This window comes from Rhodanobacter sp. A1T4, from assembly GCF_014207185.1.
Taxonomy (GTDB): domain Bacteria; phylum Pseudomonadota; class Gammaproteobacteria; order Xanthomonadales; family Rhodanobacteraceae; genus Rhodanobacter.
Genome location: NZ_JACHCP010000002.1, coordinates 458,881 through 474,477, shown reverse-complemented (window position 1 = coordinate 474,477; position 15,597 = coordinate 458,881). Strand labels below are relative to the sequence as shown.

Genomic DNA, 15,597 nt, shown 5'->3' with positions numbered 1-15,597 from the left:
GATGCGCAAAACGTCGTGCGTGGTCCAGCGCGGCGGGAGCCCGCCCGCCCAAGATGAGTACGTTAGGCATGAAACTCCCCAGGGACGTCAATCAAACGGCGAACCCGCCGGCATTTCTGCGTAGCAGGACGTTCTGCCCAAACGTCGAACTCTATTTGAGGAACCGCAGCGCCAATACGCCGAGTGCATTCCACGAGTGCTTCTCGGACGTTATCCTGCTGGGTCGACGTGAGAGTAGGGCTTACGCCAATGCGTAGTGTGGCGGGTCCGCATTGCTCGATTTGATATTGATCCGCCGACGGAATGGCATTCAGCAGCGCACGTGAGAGGACGTCCGGAAACATCGGCACAACGCCTGTGCCTGCAAATTTGGGTAACCACACAATGTCATCCTCTCTCCCCTCGATCCGTTCGAGTGCGATAAATGGCGAACCGCACGGACAAGCTTGCTCGCGCTCTACCAAAATGTCGTTTAGACGATAGCGGATGACAGGCTGGGTACTGCGATAAAGATCCGTGATGATCGGAGCGAAACGACGCGTCGCGCGATCAATCCAGTCTCGTTCGACGATAAGGCAATCCTCGTTGAGGTGGATAACTCCCTGTGCGCAGGTATGGCCGAGAAATCCTTCGGTCGCCTGGTAGATCTGTTCAATGGGCACGCGGAAAGTATCGGTCACGCGCGCCGCATCGAGCGGATCAAGCACTTCGGCTACAGCAATGATGCGCGTGGGACAGATATTTATTTGCCCAGACTTCATGGCAGCGGCGACCAGTGCGATAACGCTTGGCGGCCCCACCAGAATTGTCGGTTGGAAATGGTCAAGTCTTGCAATCACCTGATCGAATGGCATTGCCAGATCAAAGTGTTGAAAACGAAGCCGCACGCCGCCGGAAAGGGTTTCGTAGAGGTTGCTACCCGCTCGCAACAACAGCGCGATTCTCGCGGGTGCGAAGATGCCCGCTGGCAACAGCTTCGCGAGCAAGGTGCCCGCCCAACGCAACCGCTCCGATCGACTGGCGAGAAAAATGCCGCGGGCACCGGACGTACCCGTCGACATGCCAACGGCCGTACCTTTCAGCATGGGATTGAAGTCGCGCGTACGTTCCGCTTCCTCGGCGACACGCATTGCGTCCTCCAGCGCGACATGCAAAGTGTTGATGTCATTGAAATGCTTCATCCATTGCTGCTTGTCGATGAGCGGATAGTCGTGAAATTGTCGCCGGCCATACGGTGCGTATAAGGGAGATTTCGTCAGCACGTGATCCGCCAGGTGGCGCCATTGCTTCTGCTGATGTTTCACCACATCCGCACGGCTTCGAAACCGTCGTAGGCGTCGGGCCGAGGCGTATTGCCATAGCAATCCCAATCCTTCGGTCACGCGGCTCACCACTGCATCCATTCATTGCAATGCGAGGGTAATATGCGGATCTCCGGCGCATTGACTGCTAGCCGATGCAGTCGCTGCAACGTATCGCGGTAAACCCGCGTATCTCCCAACCAGCCGGTGACGAGTGATGGGGGTGGCACCCCTTCGCGGATGGCTTGAGACGACCAGGCGGCGTCTGCAACCAGAAATATAGACTTCCCTTTTGCATCCTCAAACAACAAGCCGTAGTGGCCAGCCGCGTGACCTGGCAACGACACCGCAAGCATGCTCGCGTCACCAAAGAGATCGTGTCCGCGACCAAATTCGATCAACTCGGGAGGGAGATCACGCAGCGGAGCATCTTCAATCCAGCTGACCCGCTCGAGAAAATCATCGGGCAGCAGCTTCGGTAGTAGTCCGACCCGGAGCGAACCCAGACGGGTGCGCGAGCAAAGATCTTCCCAGGCCGCACGAGAACAAATGAGCGCCGCCTCAGGAAAATCCAATAGTCCGCCGACGTGGTCGCCGTGGAAATGCGATAGCACGATGTGTTTGATGTCCAGGGGCGACAAGCCTGCGCAAGTCAACTGCGAACGCAACGACCCGCTGTCCTGCAATTGCACAGGGGTGACTGTGCGATAAAGGCGCTCCGGAAGATGCCTCGTGGCATGAAGAAAATGCTCCGAGTAACCCGTGTCGAAAAGTATGTTTCCCCACTGCGGATGATCGAGGAAAAACGTCAATGCGGGAAAACGCGCTACCGCGAGTGGGGCGCCCCACCGGGTCGCGCATTCGGCATGCGTGCAATAACCCGCTTCATAGATATGCCATTCAATATTGGACACGAGACTTCCACCATTGGGCAAAACGGGCGATGCCTTCGATAACGCTGATCGTCGGCGCGTATCCCAGCTGCTGGCGTGCGGCAGAAATATCCAGCGTTTGTGAGAAGCCGAGGACGCCCACACCGTAGCGACTCAAGCGAGGCTCTGGACGTCCCGGCATTACATTGGCAATCGTCTCGGCCGCGCCGCCGAGGGCGATAGCAACACTGCGCGGCAATGGAATCATTCTTACCTTCAAGTCCAATGCGCTGAAGAGATGGTGCAACAATTCACGCACTTGCATGGATTCACCATTAGTGATGTTGAATGCGCGACCGTCAACAGGCACGGTGTATTCCATGCTGGCTTGCACGGCTGCTACAACGTTGGCCACGTATGTGACATCAATCAGTGCTTTTCCGTCGCCAATCCTTGGAAACCACCCGCGCTGCGCCAATCCAAGCAAGCGGGGAAATATGGCGCGATCGCCCTCACCAAACACTGCCCTCGGCCGAAGAATTACGGCGGGAAGCCCTGCCGATACCGCCTCCCTCACGCATTGCTCAGCCAGCCATTTGGTTTCGGCATAGGGGTTGATCCATTTGCGGGGCGGTTCAAAAGCCTCGGGTGTATTGAACTGATCGCCGAGGCGGAAATAAATACTGGGCGAAGAGAAATGTACGAAACGTCGAACACCAGACTGTCGGGATGCATCCAGTAATCGCTTGGTGGCAAGCACGTTCGCCGCCATGAATTGCTCGCGCCTACCCCATGGTGATGACAACGCGGCGCAGTGCACGACCACGTCGGTCTCGTCAGTCAGTGGCGACAAAGGGTCGCTCGAAAGATCGCGGACCCACGAGCGCAATCCCGCACGGGAAAGAACGTCGAGCCGAGCCACGTCCCGACCTGTTGCGATTACCTCATGCCCTTGCGCGTGAAAATGCTTTGCTACATGGGAACCGATAAACCCGGAGGCGCCCGTCACCAGGATACGCGTCATGATCTAGTACCTCAGCACCGTGCCGCCGAAGGAGAGGCCCGCTCCGGAACCTACCAGCGCTATCAGGTCGCCCCGCCGTACGCGACCGGAAGTGATGGCGTGATGCAGCGTGACAGGAATGGAGGCGGCCATCTGATTGCCGCGGTGAGCTAGCACGCGCACCAGTAGATCCGACGGCAGTCCCAATGTCGCTTCCAGATGATCGAGTCCCTTGGCGCTTGCCTGATGGGGGACGATGCAAGCCAGTTCCCCAAGCGCAATGTTTGCACGTTGAAATAGCCGCTCGAGAAAAGCGGGCAGGCGTTGTGCTGCCATCCGGTAGGTTGCCCGTCCCTGCATTTCGAAACAGGCACCGCGAAGGAATTCTTCCATCTGGGTGCGTGGTCGAATGCGCGTTCCGCCGGATTTCACCTGACATAGCTCGGCGCCGACCGAAAACGTTTCGAAGTGTGTGCCAAAAACTTTCGAGTCGTCCGCTTCAGCCGCTTGTCCAAGTATCACGGCGGCCGCACCGTCACCAAACAACATGGCGGTTTCGGGATCGTCCCAGCGAAGGCCGGCCGAGGCGATCTCGCTGGATACGATAAGTACGCGCCGGTACCTGCCTGCAGCCATCGCGGCGCTCAACAGGTCCAGTGCCGCGACAAAGCTCAGGCAGGTAGCGTTAATGTCGAACGCCGGGATACCGCTTTCTCCAAGACCGAGCTGGCGCTGGATCAGTACACCCGAACACGGTATGGCCTGTTCCATAACGCTGCATGCCGAAACGATGCAATCGAGCTCGTGTGCTTCCATGCCAGCGGCCGCGAGCGCGGATCGCGCGGCCATGGCACCCATGAACGACGAAGTCTCGCCATCGTCTGCGTAGTAGCGCCGTTCGATGCCCGCATGTTTGAGGGTCCAGCCCGACGTTTTTTTCCAGCGCTCATCGAGTATGTGCGATTCGACGCAGTTACCGGGAAGATGCTCCCCCGTGCCGAGAATCCTGATGGGAAGCGAGTAGTTGATATTTGTCATTTGCACGATCCTTGCCCTCAGATGCATCCGTTGCGGTGAAGCGTGCTGCGCTGGCAAACATGGTGCAAATCGGAATGCCAACCCAACACTTTTTGAGCCCTTGGGTATCATATATTGATACTCTTGGCATCGTTGGTGCCCTCATGGAGTATAGATATGGCTGGCTCGGCGCTTGTGGTGCAAGCAATCCGCGCCATTCTTCGCGAACGTGGCATCACCTATCGCAACCTCGCCGACCTGATGGGTGTTAGCGAGCCGACCGTCAAGCGGGACCTGGGGCGAGGCGATTTTTCGCTAAGTCGGCTTGATCGCATTTGCGATGTCCTCGGCGTCACCGTGGAGGACCTAGTCCGCAATGATCGCCCGCTGATCAATACGCTAACCGAGCTCAGTCAAAAGCAGGAAGCGGCCCTCGTGGTCGATTCCAAACTGTTACTGATCACTTACCTGATCGTAAACGACTGGCGATTTAGCGAAATGATGTCTACGTTCCGAATCGAAGAGAATGAGCTGATATCGCTATTGTTGAAGCTGGACAAGTTACGGGTCATCGAATATCGGCCACCGCGTCGCATCAAGAAACTCACTGCACGCAATTTCTCCTGGCGCAAAGATGGCCCCGTTCAAGTGTTCTTCCTTTCCCGCGTTTTGCCGGAGTTCTTCAACGGCTCCTTCGAAGGCACCGGCGATGCATTTCACTTCGTCGGAGGAACCCTCTCGGAAGCCTCACGCGCACGCATGAAAGTGGCTATTGCGCATCTCGTGGAGGAGTTTGAACAACTTGCACGCCAAGATTCAAGACTGCCACTCGACGCACGGAACGGCTGCAGTGCCGTCATTGCCATCAAGAAGTGGGAATTTTCGGATTTCACGCTACTAAGGCGATAAAGCGCGGAGCGTGTATTCTGAATTCAAGCAACCATGCGCGTGGACACGCCGCTACTTGCAAGCCACGGTGCACCCTGTGGAAGAAAACCTGAATAAGTTTCAAATCCTGCTGGCCGGCCATCACGATCCGGCATAACGATAAAACGAAAGATCATTTTGTTCTCACCGCTCGCGCGTCAACACTTGGCGCTGAAGGTGCGAGGGGGTGAGCTTCAAACAGATCGCCAATTTTGGCCGTCTGTCTCACTTTTTGACATACCGCACCGCTGATTTCAGTCAGGGGCAAGGCGATGAATCAAGTGAGGAGCGAGTTGCCGGCGAGTGTTCGGCCATCCGTTTCCGCTGCGACGCAAACGGCGCGCGGCGGCGTGTTTTCAAATGAGGACTGGTGGTCGGTGTGGATCGGCTTGTTGCTGGTGGTGATCGCCTGGCTGGTTTTTGCATCCGGTAGCAGTATCAAGTGGCTTGCCGCAGCGCCGGCCAAATGGTCGAGCGTGGCGCAGGCCGGCGCGGATATCGCCGCGCACTTGCCGAACTATGCGGTGCTGTTCGTGGTTTTTGCGCTGCTGTTCGGTATCGCTTCTACGGTGTTGAAGCAGCGCCTCGCGCACTTTCTGCCGGCGTTTCTGGTTCTGTTTGTTGTCTCGTTATTGATCTTCGAAACGGCAGCCTGGACGCAGGCATCCCACTACAACCTCGAGGCGCCGTTAGTGGCGTTGCTGCTTGGCCTGGTGATATCGAATGTTGTGCGTCTGCCTGCGTGGTTTCTGGCTGGTTTGCGGGTGGAGTTTTTCATCAAGGTCGGTATCGTGCTGCTTGGTGCGACGCTGCCGTTTACGCTGCTGGTATGGGCGGGGCCGGTAGCGGTCGGGCAGGCGACGGCGGTGTCGCTGCTGACGTTCTTCGTGATCTTTTTCACCGGCCGCGCACTTGGCCTGGATCGGCGTTTTGCCGCGGTGCTCGGCGTTGGCGGTGCGGTCTGCGGCGTATCGGCGGCAATCGCTATTGCTGGAGCCGTGCGCGCCAAGCGCGAGCAGGCCTCGGTGGCGATTACGCTGGTGGTGTTATGGGCGATCGTGATGATCTTCGTGCTGCCATTCACCTCGCATGCGCTGGGTTTGTCGACTGGCGTGGCCGGTGCGTGGATTGGCACCTCTGAGTTTGCCGACGCGGCGGGCATTGCTGCGGCCCAGGCGTATGGCGACATTGCCCGCAACGCCGGTGGCGCGATTGCTGGAGCGCCGGAAGCGGCAGTGCAGAACTTCACCCTGATGAAGGTGGTGGGACGCGACATCTGGATCGGTATCTGGGCGTTCGTGCTGGCCTGGGTGGCCACGACGCGCTGGGATGCTTTCGACGATGGCGTGCAGGCAAAGAAGGTCAATGTCGGCGAGATCTGGGCACGCTTTCCGAAATTCGTGATCGGCTTTGTGATCGCCTCGGCACTGATCACCTGGATTGCCAGCGCGTACTCGCTGGCGGATTACCGCAAGGTCGTCACGCCTGACCTGGTGGCGCCGATCACCGCGCTGCGCACGTGGGCTTTCACTTTCTGCTTTCTCAGCATTGGTCTGACGACACGCTTTGGTTCGCTTAGTAAAGCTGGATGGAAGCCGTTCGTGGCGTTCACCGCCGGCGTGGCAATCAACATCATCATCGGCTACGTGCTGTCAGTTCATGTGTTCGCGGCGTATTGGAATAGCGTGGGTCACTGATGAGCCGGGTGTCCGCGACCAGCACGGACGTTGTCGTCCAGGCTCGTCGCCAACCCATGGAAACGCCCCGCTGCGCTGACTGCCACCATCGGCTGGATGATCGTCAAGCAATCGAGCGGCGGGTTTCGGGGTTGGCGGTGTTCGGTTCGGCCTACGGCGCGAGCATCGGTGAAAGCCGACTATGCGTGTTGCATGATCGGCTGGTGTCGCCGGACGATCGATGTGCGCGCTTTAGTGCTCTCGACGGCAGTGCTATGAGCGGTTAGTGCTGCAGCTGCGAAGCGCTCGATTCAGGCTTGCTCGCCGTCGGCATCTTTGCTCGCTGCCAGATCCTTCAATAGCTGAAAAATTTCCCGATACGCCCGCGGTGGCTTGTTTGGAGTTTCCTTTTCGATGCGCGCCTTGCGGATCAGCGAACGCAGGTGCTGGCGATCGACCTGCGGATTTTCGTTGATCAGCTCGGAGAAGGCGGCTTCGTCTTCGCTGATCAGCCGATCGCGGGTCGCTTCCAGGCGGTGCATCGCTGCGTTTTCCTGGCGCTGCTTTTCGCGGTTTTCGCCGAGTTCGGCGCGCACGGAGGCGAAAGCTTCGTCGTCGTAGCGACGCATGACTTTCGCGAGGAAGGCGAGCTGGCGCTTGTGCGCGATATGCGCGGTGATGTTGCGTGTGCGGGTGATTTCGTCACGGACGTCGTCGGGCAACTCCAGCTTCGCCAGCCGGCTGGGCTGCATCTCGACAAGCTGGCTGGCCAGTGCCAGCACGGCTAGCGCCTCGCGGCGCTGCTGGGTGCGGCTGGGGCCGTAGTCCTCTTCGTCGAGTTCGGTCTGGTTGCGGCTGCGGCTTGGGCTCACGGTTTCAGTTCCACGGTTTCAATTCCAGGATCGGGCTTTCAGGATCAGGCTTGCGTATCACGTTCGGTAGCTGCGTCAGGCGGGTCAGCCTGTTCGAGAGCGAAGCGCGGGATCGGTTCGCCCTCCAGCTCGATGGTTTCAATAAACATCGCCGCTGGGCGTACCCACAGGCCATAGTCGCCGTAGAGCGCCTGATAGACCACCAGCGGTTCCATCGTTTCGCTGTGCTGCGCCGTGCCCAGCACGCGGTAGCGCTGGCCTTTGTAGTGGCGATAAGTACCGGGGACGGGTTGCATGGGCGTTCTCCGCGGCTCTTTTCATTTCGCCGCGGCGACCCCATCTCCGAGTCTGAACCCGTTTCGGGATCGCGTTGAATGGCAAGCCGGCTTAAGCGAGCCACTATTCTACGCGTCAAACCTTCAGGAAGCCCAACGTGAGCGAAGTCGTTATCAGCCAGGACGTTATTCACCAGAACGCCATCAATCAAGATCGCAGCCTGGAAGAACTTGATCGATTGTCCGAACTGGCCGAAGACGTGATTCGTCGCGCCCGTGCCGCCGGCGCCAGTCAGGCCGAGGTGGCCGCCAGCATCGATAGCGGACTGAGCGTGAGCGTGCGGCTTGGCGAGGTCGAAACGGTCGAGCACACGCGCGATCGCGGCTTCGGGCTCACCGTGTATTTCGGCCAGCGCAAGGGTTCGGCCAGTACAGCCGACCTGCATCCGGATTCGATCCAGGCCACGCTCGACCAGGCCTGCGCGATCGCGCGCTATACCGAGGCCGATCCGGCCTCCGGTCTGGCCGATGCGTCACGCATGGCGACAAACTTTCCCGATCTTGACCTTTGGCATCCGTGGGATATCGACACCACCCGCGCCATTGAGCTGGGTATCGAAATCGAGGACATCGGCCGCGCACATGCGGGCATCACCAATTCGGACGGCACCAGCGTGCAGGCCGGGCAGGGTGTGTCGGTGTATGCGAACTCGCATGGTTTTGTCGGGCGTGAGCGTGGCACGCGGCATTCGCTCTCGCTGGCGCTGATCGCCGGTGACGAAGCCGGTATGCAGCGTGACTACTGGTACGACAGTGTGCGTCGCGCTGGCGACTTCATCAGCGCAAAGACGCTGGCGGATCGTGCCGCCGAGCGCACGCTCGCACGCATGGGGGCTCGCAGCCTGTCGACCCGGCAGAGCCCGGTGCTGTTCCCGCCGGAGTTGGCGCGCGGATTGATCGGGCATCTGCTTGGTGCGGTGAGCGGCGGTGCGCTGTATCGCCAGGCCAGCTTTCTGCTCGATCATGTCGGCAAGCAGGTGATGCCATCGTGGTTGAACATCAACGAGCGGCCGCATCTGATTGGCGGTCAGGGCTCGGGCAATTTTGACGCCGAGGGCGTAGCGACGCGCGATAGTTCGCTGATCGAGGGTGGCGTGCTCTCGCGCTACATCCTGGGCAGCTATTCGGCGCGCAAGCTCGGATTGGAATCGACCGGCAATGCCGGCGGCATCCATAACCTGATCGTCGAGCCGGGCAGTGTCGACAATTCCAAAGATGATTTTGCAGCACTGCTGAAACGCATGGGCACCGGTCTGCTGGTGACCGAAGTGATGGGGCAGGGTGTGTCGACCATTACCGGCGACTACTCCCGCGGCGCGGCGGGTTTCTGGGTCGAGAACGGCCAGATCGTCTATCCGGTGGAGGAGATCACCATCGCGGCCAATCTTCGGCAGATGTTTACCGGAATTCTCGCGGTAGGCGCGGATGTCGATCTGCGCTCGGCCATTCTTACCGGCTCCATTTTGCTGGACCAGATGACCATCGCCGGCGAATAGGCCAACGGTCACCTTGCGGTGGCCTGCGACAGGGCTGAATATGGCGCTCGAAGGCTTTTACGGCAGCACTTACCAGGGAGCGAAAGGTCCATGAATACTCCGTCCGATCAATTTCCACCGGTAGCCCCGGAGCCGCAGGTCGTCGGTCATTCCACCGACGATAAAAACCTGGCAATGCTCACGCATCTGTCGGGTTTTATTCTGAACATCGTCGTGCCGCTGATTATCTGGCTGATGTACAAGGACCGGGTTGAAAAAGCCTATCTCGTCAGCGAGGCGAAGGAAGCGCTGAATTTTCAGATCACCGTGCTGATTGGTTACGTCATCTGCTGGATTCTCAAAATCATCCTTATCGGTTTTTTCCTGAGCTGGGTGCTGTGGATCGCCAATCTCGTGTTCTGCATCGTCGCGGCGGTAAAGGTGAGCTCCGAAGGAACCTATCGCTATCCCATTGCGCTTCGTCTAGTGAGCTGAAAGACGTCAGTGTCGTAGGCGACATTTCATAAAAGAAAAAGCCCGTTTTGCGGGCTTTTTTATGGGCGGCTAGACGGTCATATTTTAAGTGGCCAATTGCGATGTGCCGTATTGCGGATAAGCCACTATCCGATAGCGATGAAGTATCGGACGTTATTTCTGGTCTGCTGCAAAGGTTCTCGGGATGATTTCAAAATAAGATGATCTGTCGGCACCGTAGCTGTAATCGACGTTCCGCATCTACAATGCTCGACGGGGGGCAGGGGAGTCCTTGTGGCTGGTGGCTGAAACGTTTTCCTGACGGGTAGCGTCGGTGCTTATTTGCTTTCGCAAACTGAAATCACAACCAAGGAGTAGTTCATGGGTTTCTTTGATTGGTACCTGAAGTGCATTAAGGATCATTACGCGGACTTCGAGGGGCGCGCGCGTCGCACTGAATATTGGATGTTCACTCTGGTGAATATCCTTGTCGCGATCGTAGTCTTCATTATTTTCCGTATTATCCATTTGCCAATGGTGGCAAATCTTTACAGCTTGGCTGTGCTGGTTCCTGGCTTGGCTGTTGGCGCGCGTCGGCTGCACGACACGGATAAAAGCGGTTGGTGGCTACTGATCGGCCTGATTCCGCTCATCGGGGCCATAGTGCTCATCATCTTCTTTGCGACCGAAGGAACTCGCGGATCGAACCAATACGGTCCGGATCCAAAGGGTGAATTGCCGCCTGCGATCTGAGTCATCAGGTAAGTACAAGGGCAGCTGAGGCTGCCCTTATACTTTGCGTCAGGCGTCGCGAGTCTGTTGATCAGCTGCTGCGATGTGCCGCGTAGTGAGCCAGCTCCTGCAGCAGCACGCCGGGTGTGCCTAGTGGTGCAATAGCGTCAAGCGCGAGTGTCGTCAGTTCACGCAAGCGCGCTCGTGAGGCATCGAGGCCAATAGTTGAGGGGAAGGTCGGCTTGTCGTCAGCGGCATCTTTTCCGGCGGTTTTGCCGATCACGGCGGCATCGCCTTCCACATCCAGAATGTCGTCGCGCACCTGGAAAGCCAGGCCGACGGCGGCAGCATAGCGATCCAGCATGTTCAGGGTGGCGGCATCTGTTCCTGCGCTGAGCGCGCCCAGGCACACCGATGCGCGGATCAGCGCGCCGGTCTTGCAAGCGTGCATATGTTCGAGCTCGGCGAGAGTCAGCGTGTGACCGACGGCAGCGAGATCCAGCGCCTGTCCGCCGGCCATGCCTTCGGCACCGCAGGCACGGCCCAGTACGCGCTGTTTTTCCATGCCGATAGCGGCATCGCCTTTGTCCTCGCTGAGGATCTCGAACGCCAGCGCCTGCAGCGCATCGCCGGCAAGTATGGCCATCGCCTCGCCAAACACGATATGACAAGTGGGTCGGCCGCGGCGCAGGGCGTCGTCGTCCATCGCGGGTAGATCGTCATGCACCAGTGAATAGGCGTGGATCAGTTCCACTGCGCACGCAGCGCCATCGAGCTGCGGGCCGTCTTCGCCAAGCGCATGCGCCGCGGCATAGACCAGCAGCGGACGCAGCCGCTTGCCACCGCCGAGCACGGCGTAACGCATCGCGCCATGCAGGGCAGAGGGGGATTGTTCGGCGGGCGGCAGGCAATGTTCCAAGGCCTGTTCGGCGCGGCGGATCAATGCTTGCAGTGCAGGGCCAAGCTCAGAGTTCGGGTTCAAACGGTTCGGCACTATCGGGAGCATCGGGGTCGAGCAGCAGACGAACACGCAATTCAGCTTTTTCCAGCGACTGCTGGCAGTGCCGATACAGGCCGATGCCACGTTCGAAGGAGGCCAGCGACTCGTCGAGGCTCAGCTCGCCGCCTTCCATCTTCGCAACCAGCTGTTCGAGCTCATCCAGTGAATGCTCGAAATCCACGGCGGGCGGGGTTTTGACGGAAGCGGTCTTGGCCATGGGCAGCAACGCTAACCGAGTGTCAGCGCGGAATCAATCTGTAGAGGGTCCGAAAGCACCTGCGTGTGATGCAGTCAGCGCGGTGGCAACCAGCGGGGCAGCGTGCCGGCCTGCTGGAAGATCACCTTGCCACGTGCCGTGATCCAGCGGTCGGCCACGGCGATGATTTCATCGCCGGCATAGAGCAGCGGCACGCCGAGGCGTCGCCATGGAGGAATCATGGCCTGCTGGAACAGGTCGCGCAGCTCGCGTGTATGCGCATCGCCGGCGGGTTTGATGCGTTCGCCACCCTGGCGCAGGCGCACATGCAGTGGTTCGATCAGATGCGTATTGGCATCGACCAGCGACAACGTGCCGCCATCGGGTAGCTTCAACGGTTCGCCGTGCCAGTGGGTTTGCCAGTCGTTTTCGATCATTGATCTTGGCGATATGGCCCACAGCCGTCCCCGCCAGATATGCAATTCAGCTCCAGACCACTGGATGCAAGGCTGTTGGCCGGCGCGTGCACCGCACTGGTATTCGATCTGCTGGCGTTGCGCCGTTGTCGGTGCGGGCAGGCCGCGTGCGTGCAGCCAGTAGTCGAGCAGGGGTTCGCGCAGCGCAGGATGCAGTGCCAGCCAGCCGGAGGCTTCCAGGCTGTCCGTGGCCGGATCGCGCAGTACATCAAATGCCGCCAGCCATTGTGCTTGCAGCGCATCAGCGGCAGCGCGGCTAAGCGCGGCGCTATGCACGATCGAATCCACCGCCTGCGGCCAGTGTCGCGTAAGCCGTGGCAGAATCTCGAGGCGCAGATGATTGCGCGCCAGCCGGGTGTCGCTGTTGGAAGGGTCGTCGATGCAGGGCAGCTGGTGTGCATCCACATAGTCACGAAGCTGTTTCCGCGATAGCGCCAGCAGTGGTCGCCAGAGCAGCCCATGGGCGAACGGGCGCAGCGCCTGCATGCCGCCAAGGCCTTCCGGACCCGCGCCGCGAAGCAGTTTCAGCAACACGGTTTCGGCCTGATCGTCGCGATGATGGGCGAGCAGCAGCCGTTCGCCGGCATGTAATTTCTCGGCTAACGCATCGTAACGGGCATGGCGCGCAGCCGCTTCCAGCCCCAGACCTTTGCCGACATCGACCTGCACGCGCAGCACCTCACACGGCAGATTCAACGTGGCGCAAAAGCGCTGGCAGTGTTCCGCCCAGGCTGTGCTTTGCACGTGCAGTCGATGATCGACATGCAGTGCGCGCAGGCCAGATGCTCGTGCCTCGGGCAGCTGCGCCAGCGCGTGCAGCAACGCCGTGGAGTCCGGGCCACCGCTGAAGGCGACGCATAGTGGTATCGATGGCGCATCCGCCAGCGCGGCGACGAGATGTTGACGCAGCGTATCGCTCATTTCTTGCCGACGTGGGGGCGCACGTAGAAATGTTTGCCGTTACCGATATGTCGCTCTTCGGTATCGAACAGGCCGAGGCCATTGACCAGTCCGCTGAGTTTGGCGTAGCCGTAGTTGCGCGAGTCGAAGTCGGGCGACTGCTTGTTGATGATGCTGCCGATGGCGCCGAGCCCGGCCCAGCCGGTGTCATCCGAGGCTGCCTCGATCGCATGGCGCAGGAGATTGAGCAGGTGCGTGTCGCCACGCAGTTCCTTGGCGGAGCGTTTCTTCGGCGCGCTGTCGGAAACAGCCTCGGCGGAGCCTGCCAGCACTTCGGTATAGATGAACTTGTCGCAGGCAGTGCGGAAAGGCTCCGGCGTCTTCTTTTCGCCGAAGCCATAGACGATGCGTCCCGATTCGCGGATACGCGAAGCCAGCCGGGTGAAGTCGCTGTCGCTGGAGACGATGCAGAAACCGTCGAAGCGCTCGGTGTACAGCAGGTCCATCGCGTCGATGATCATGGCCGAGTCGGTCGCGTTCTTGCCTACCGTGTAGCGGAACTGCTGAATCGGCTGGATCGAATGCCGCAGCAGCACTTCCTTCCAGCCGTTGAGGTCGGGCTTGGTCCAGTCACCGTAGATGCGTTTGACGTGCGCGGTGCCGTACTTGGCCACTTCGGCGAGTAGGCCTTCGACGATCGCCGGCCGCGCGTTGTCCGCATCGATCAGTACGGCGAGCTTGGTGGTGTCGTTGGCCATGGCGGTTCCCGCGGTGTTGGGTGCTTCGATGGTAGCGCTGCTTGTGTCTGTCCGGGTTTGTACCCAGCGAAACTCAGCGGCGAAAGTTCAGCTCGACCGTGATGCCCGCTGGATCGACGACGAAGATCTGCACCTGATGCCCCTCATCCAGCACCTGGATTCGCGCGGTGATCCCCGCTGCGTCCAGCCGCTCGCGGGTTGCCGCCAGATTGGTGCAGGCGAATGCGACGTGACTGAAATACCCATTGCCTTGGCTGACCGAGCCGCCGGCGTTGCCGGTGCTCAGATGCAGCACCGCCGCATCACCGGCGTAAAGCCAGTAACCGTGCGAGCCGGAAGCGACCGGCGGCCGCGGGCCGTCGTGCAGGCCAATCAGGTCGATGTAGAACGCGCGTACCGGTTCGAGCAGCTCTAGCGGTACGCGCAGATTGATGTGATCCAGTCCGCGCACGCCTGCCATGCGGGTTATTCCTGGTACGCGCCGTAGCTGCGCAGGCGCTTGTAGCGCCGTTCGAGCAGATCGCTCACGGGCAGTGCTTCGAGCTCGTCGAGCTGGTTGAGCAGCACGGCTTTCAGGCGCACGGCCATCGAACGGGCATTGCGGTGGGCGCCGCCCAGCGGTTCGCGCACGACCTTGTCGATCAGGCCCAGTTCGAGCAGGCGCGGTGCGGTCATGCCCATGGCTTCGGCGGCGTCGCGTGCCTTGTCGGCGCTTTTCCACAGGATCGAGGCGCAGCCTTCGGGCGTGATGACGGAATAGGTGGAGTACTGCAGCATCAGCGTGCGGTCGCCGACACCGATGGCCAGTGCGCCGCCGGAGCCGCCTTCGCCGATCACCGTGCAGATGATCGGCACTTTCAGGCCAGCCATTTCGATCAGGTTACGTGCAATCGCCTCGCTCTGGCCGCGCTCTTCGGCGCCCACGCCAGGGTAGGCGCCGGGGGTGTCGATCAGGGTCAGCAGCGGCAGATGGAAGCGCTCAGCCATCTTCATCAGGCGCAGCGCCTTGCGGTAGCCCTCGGGACGCGGCATGCCGAAGTTGCGGCGGACCTTGGTCTTGGTGTCGCGGCCCTTCTGGTGGCCAATGATCACCACCGGCCGGCCGTTGATGCGACCGAGGCCGCCAACGATGGCGGCGTCCTCGGCATACATGCGGTCGCCAGCCAGCTCGTGGAATTCTTCGCAGATCACACCGATGTAATCCAGCGTATACGGCCGTGCCGGATGGCGTGAGAGCTGGGTCATCTGCCAGGAATTCAGGTTCCGGAAGATTTCCGCCGTCTTGATCTTCAGCTTCTCGCGCAGCCGGCTGACGTCATCCTCGATATTGAACGCCTGGCCCTGGCTGGCATGCCGAAGCTCTTCGATCTTCGCTTCCAGGTCGGCGATCGGTTGTTCGAAATCGAGGAAGTTGGGGTTCATTCGCGACATTTCGTTACATAGAGCGGCGCAGTATACCGTTACGCGCGTAAGGGCGAGAACGGCGCCGTATGGCGACAAGAGTTGAAATTCGACGGACAGGCAGGCACCAGACGCCAACCGATTACGCTATTGTCCGCGCCAACATGCGCTTTTCGCTGGAC

At 59.9% G+C, this 15,597-nt stretch carries 17 protein-coding genes; 5 read left to right on the top strand and 12 right to left on the bottom strand.

Features of this window, described 5'->3' with window-relative positions:
- Positions 1-62: 62 nt before the first annotated feature.
- From HDE80_RS05310 to HDE80_RS05295, 4 genes are read right to left on the bottom strand one after another with little or no spacing between them, the layout of a single operon-like run.
- Positions 63-1,391 (bottom strand): F390 synthetase-related protein, encoded by a 1,329-nt coding sequence (locus HDE80_RS05310; protein ID WP_184668550.1) that lies wholly within the window; start codon positions 1,389-1,391, stop codon positions 63-65.
- Positions 1,388-2,215 carry an MBL fold metallo-hydrolase gene (locus HDE80_RS05305; RefSeq protein WP_184668548.1) on the bottom strand — a complete coding sequence of 276 codons (828 nt, stop codon included), beginning with the start codon at positions 2,213-2,215 and terminating at the stop codon, positions 1,388-1,390. Before HDE80_RS05305 ends, HDE80_RS05310 begins: the two co-directional genes overlap by 4 nt.
- On the bottom strand, positions 2,202-3,197 hold the full coding sequence (locus tag HDE80_RS05300; RefSeq protein ID WP_184600983.1) for an NAD(P)-dependent oxidoreductase: 996 nt from the start codon (positions 3,195-3,197) through the stop codon (positions 2,202-2,204). The genes HDE80_RS05305 and HDE80_RS05300 overlap by 14 nt, the downstream gene beginning before the upstream one ends.
- A 3-nt stretch (positions 3,198-3,200) precedes the next feature.
- Entirely contained in the window at positions 3,201-4,214 is a 1,014-nt protein-coding gene (locus HDE80_RS05295) for a 3-oxoacyl-[acyl-carrier-protein] synthase III C-terminal domain-containing protein (RefSeq protein WP_255483584.1), read from the bottom strand.
- A 156-nt stretch (positions 4,215-4,370) separates the two neighbouring features.
- Here HDE80_RS05295 and HDE80_RS05290 point away from each other — a divergent pair, with 156 nt between their 5' ends.
- Both HDE80_RS05290 and HDE80_RS05285 read left to right on the top strand, forming a co-directional pair.
- Positions 4,371-5,102, top strand: coding sequence for a helix-turn-helix transcriptional regulator (locus HDE80_RS05290; protein WP_184600985.1), 732 nt, complete (start codon positions 4,371-4,373; stop codon positions 5,100-5,102).
- A 290-nt stretch (positions 5,103-5,392) separates the two neighbouring features.
- Positions 5,393-6,817, top strand: coding sequence for a putative sulfate exporter family transporter (locus HDE80_RS05285; protein ID WP_184668546.1), 1,425 nt, complete (start codon positions 5,393-5,395; stop codon positions 6,815-6,817).
- A gap of 290 nt (positions 6,818-7,107) precedes the next feature.
- Here the strand turns inward: HDE80_RS05285 and yjgA are convergent, their stop codons facing one another.
- Both yjgA and HDE80_RS05275 read right to left on the bottom strand, forming a co-directional pair.
- Complete coding sequence (gene yjgA, locus HDE80_RS05280; RefSeq protein ID WP_184600987.1) at positions 7,108-7,668, bottom strand: ribosome biogenesis factor YjgA; 561 nt, start codon at positions 7,666-7,668, stop codon at positions 7,108-7,110.
- A gap of 44 nt (positions 7,669-7,712) precedes the next feature.
- Entirely contained in the window at positions 7,713-7,964 is a 252-nt protein-coding gene (locus tag HDE80_RS05275) for a DUF1653 domain-containing protein (protein ID WP_184600988.1), read from the bottom strand.
- Between the two features lie 167 nt (positions 7,965-8,131).
- On the opposite strand from HDE80_RS05275, the gene pmbA reads away from it, so the two are divergent.
- The 3 genes from pmbA to HDE80_RS05260 all read left to right on the top strand — a co-directional run bounded on the left by pmbA (position 8,132) and on the right by HDE80_RS05260 (position 10,705).
- The gene (gene pmbA, locus HDE80_RS05270; RefSeq protein WP_184668905.1) at positions 8,132-9,499 is read left to right on the top strand and encodes a metalloprotease PmbA; all 1,368 of its coding nucleotides are present in this window, start codon (positions 8,132-8,134) and stop codon (positions 9,497-9,499) included.
- A gap of 90 nt (positions 9,500-9,589) precedes the next feature.
- Entirely contained in the window at positions 9,590-9,973 is a 384-nt protein-coding gene (locus HDE80_RS05265; protein ID WP_184668544.1) for a DUF4870 domain-containing protein, read from the top strand.
- Between the two features lie 360 nt (positions 9,974-10,333).
- Positions 10,334-10,705, top strand: coding sequence for a DUF805 domain-containing protein (locus HDE80_RS05260; protein ID WP_184600990.1), 372 nt, complete (start codon positions 10,334-10,336; stop codon positions 10,703-10,705).
- A 70-nt stretch (positions 10,706-10,775) separates the two neighbouring features.
- Here the strand turns inward: HDE80_RS05260 and HDE80_RS05255 are convergent, their stop codons facing one another.
- From HDE80_RS05255 to HDE80_RS05230, 6 genes are all read right to left on the bottom strand, one after another.
- Positions 10,776-11,666: a farnesyl diphosphate synthase gene (locus HDE80_RS05255; RefSeq protein WP_184668542.1), complete on the bottom strand. Its 891-nt coding sequence runs from the start codon at positions 11,664-11,666 to the stop codon at positions 10,776-10,778.
- The gene (locus HDE80_RS05250; protein ID WP_184600992.1) at positions 11,650-11,901 is read right to left on the bottom strand and encodes an exodeoxyribonuclease VII small subunit; all 252 of its coding nucleotides are present in this window, start codon (positions 11,899-11,901) and stop codon (positions 11,650-11,652) included. Before HDE80_RS05250 ends, HDE80_RS05255 begins: the two co-directional genes overlap by 17 nt.
- Positions 11,902-11,975: 74 nt before the next feature.
- Positions 11,976-13,277 (bottom strand): tRNA lysidine(34) synthetase TilS, encoded by a 1,302-nt coding sequence (tilS, locus tag HDE80_RS05245; protein WP_184668540.1) that lies wholly within the window; start codon positions 13,275-13,277, stop codon positions 11,976-11,978.
- Positions 13,274-14,014: an NYN domain-containing protein gene (locus HDE80_RS05240; protein WP_184668532.1), complete on the bottom strand. Its 741-nt coding sequence runs from the start codon at positions 14,012-14,014 to the stop codon at positions 13,274-13,276. Before HDE80_RS05240 ends, tilS begins: the two co-directional genes overlap by 4 nt.
- Before the next feature lie 73 nt (positions 14,015-14,087).
- Positions 14,088-14,474: a VOC family protein gene (locus tag HDE80_RS05235; protein ID WP_184668530.1), complete on the bottom strand. Its 387-nt coding sequence runs from the start codon at positions 14,472-14,474 to the stop codon at positions 14,088-14,090.
- A gap of 5 nt (positions 14,475-14,479) precedes the next feature.
- The gene (locus tag HDE80_RS05230; protein ID WP_184600996.1) at positions 14,480-15,436 is read right to left on the bottom strand and encodes an acetyl-CoA carboxylase carboxyltransferase subunit alpha; all 957 of its coding nucleotides are present in this window, start codon (positions 15,434-15,436) and stop codon (positions 14,480-14,482) included.
- Positions 15,437-15,597: the final 161 nt, after the last annotated feature.

Coding starts and splice junctions, on each gene's coding strand:
- HDE80_RS05275 (WP_184600988.1), bottom strand. CDS start 7,964: ATGCAACCCGTCCCCGGTACTTATCGCCACTACAAAGGCCAGCGCTAC.
- HDE80_RS05290 (WP_184600985.1), top strand. CDS start 4,371: ATGGCTGGCTCGGCGCTTGTGGTGCAAGCAATCCGCGCCATTCTTCGC.
- HDE80_RS05295 (WP_255483584.1), bottom strand. CDS start 4,214: ATGACAAATATCAACTACTCGCTTCCCATCAGGATTCTCGGCACGGGG.
- HDE80_RS05265 (WP_184668544.1), top strand. CDS start 9,590: ATGAATACTCCGTCCGATCAATTTCCACCGGTAGCCCCGGAGCCGCAG.
- HDE80_RS05300 (WP_184600983.1), bottom strand. CDS start 3,197: ATGACGCGTATCCTGGTGACGGGCGCCTCCGGGTTTATCGGTTCCCAT.
- HDE80_RS05235 (WP_184668530.1), bottom strand. CDS start 14,474: ATGGCAGGCGTGCGCGGACTGGATCACATCAATCTGCGCGTACCGCTA.
- HDE80_RS05250 (WP_184600992.1), bottom strand. CDS start 11,901: ATGGCCAAGACCGCTTCCGTCAAAACCCCGCCCGCCGTGGATTTCGAG.
- HDE80_RS05230 (WP_184600996.1), bottom strand. CDS start 15,436: ATGAACCCCAACTTCCTCGATTTCGAACAACCGATCGCCGACCTGGAA.
- HDE80_RS05260 (WP_184600990.1), top strand. CDS start 10,334: ATGGGTTTCTTTGATTGGTACCTGAAGTGCATTAAGGATCATTACGCG.
- HDE80_RS05285 (WP_184668546.1), top strand. CDS start 5,393: ATGAATCAAGTGAGGAGCGAGTTGCCGGCGAGTGTTCGGCCATCCGTT.
- HDE80_RS05240 (WP_184668532.1), bottom strand. CDS start 14,014: ATGGCCAACGACACCACCAAGCTCGCCGTACTGATCGATGCGGACAAC.
- tilS (WP_184668540.1), bottom strand. CDS start 13,277: ATGAGCGATACGCTGCGTCAACATCTCGTCGCCGCGCTGGCGGATGCG.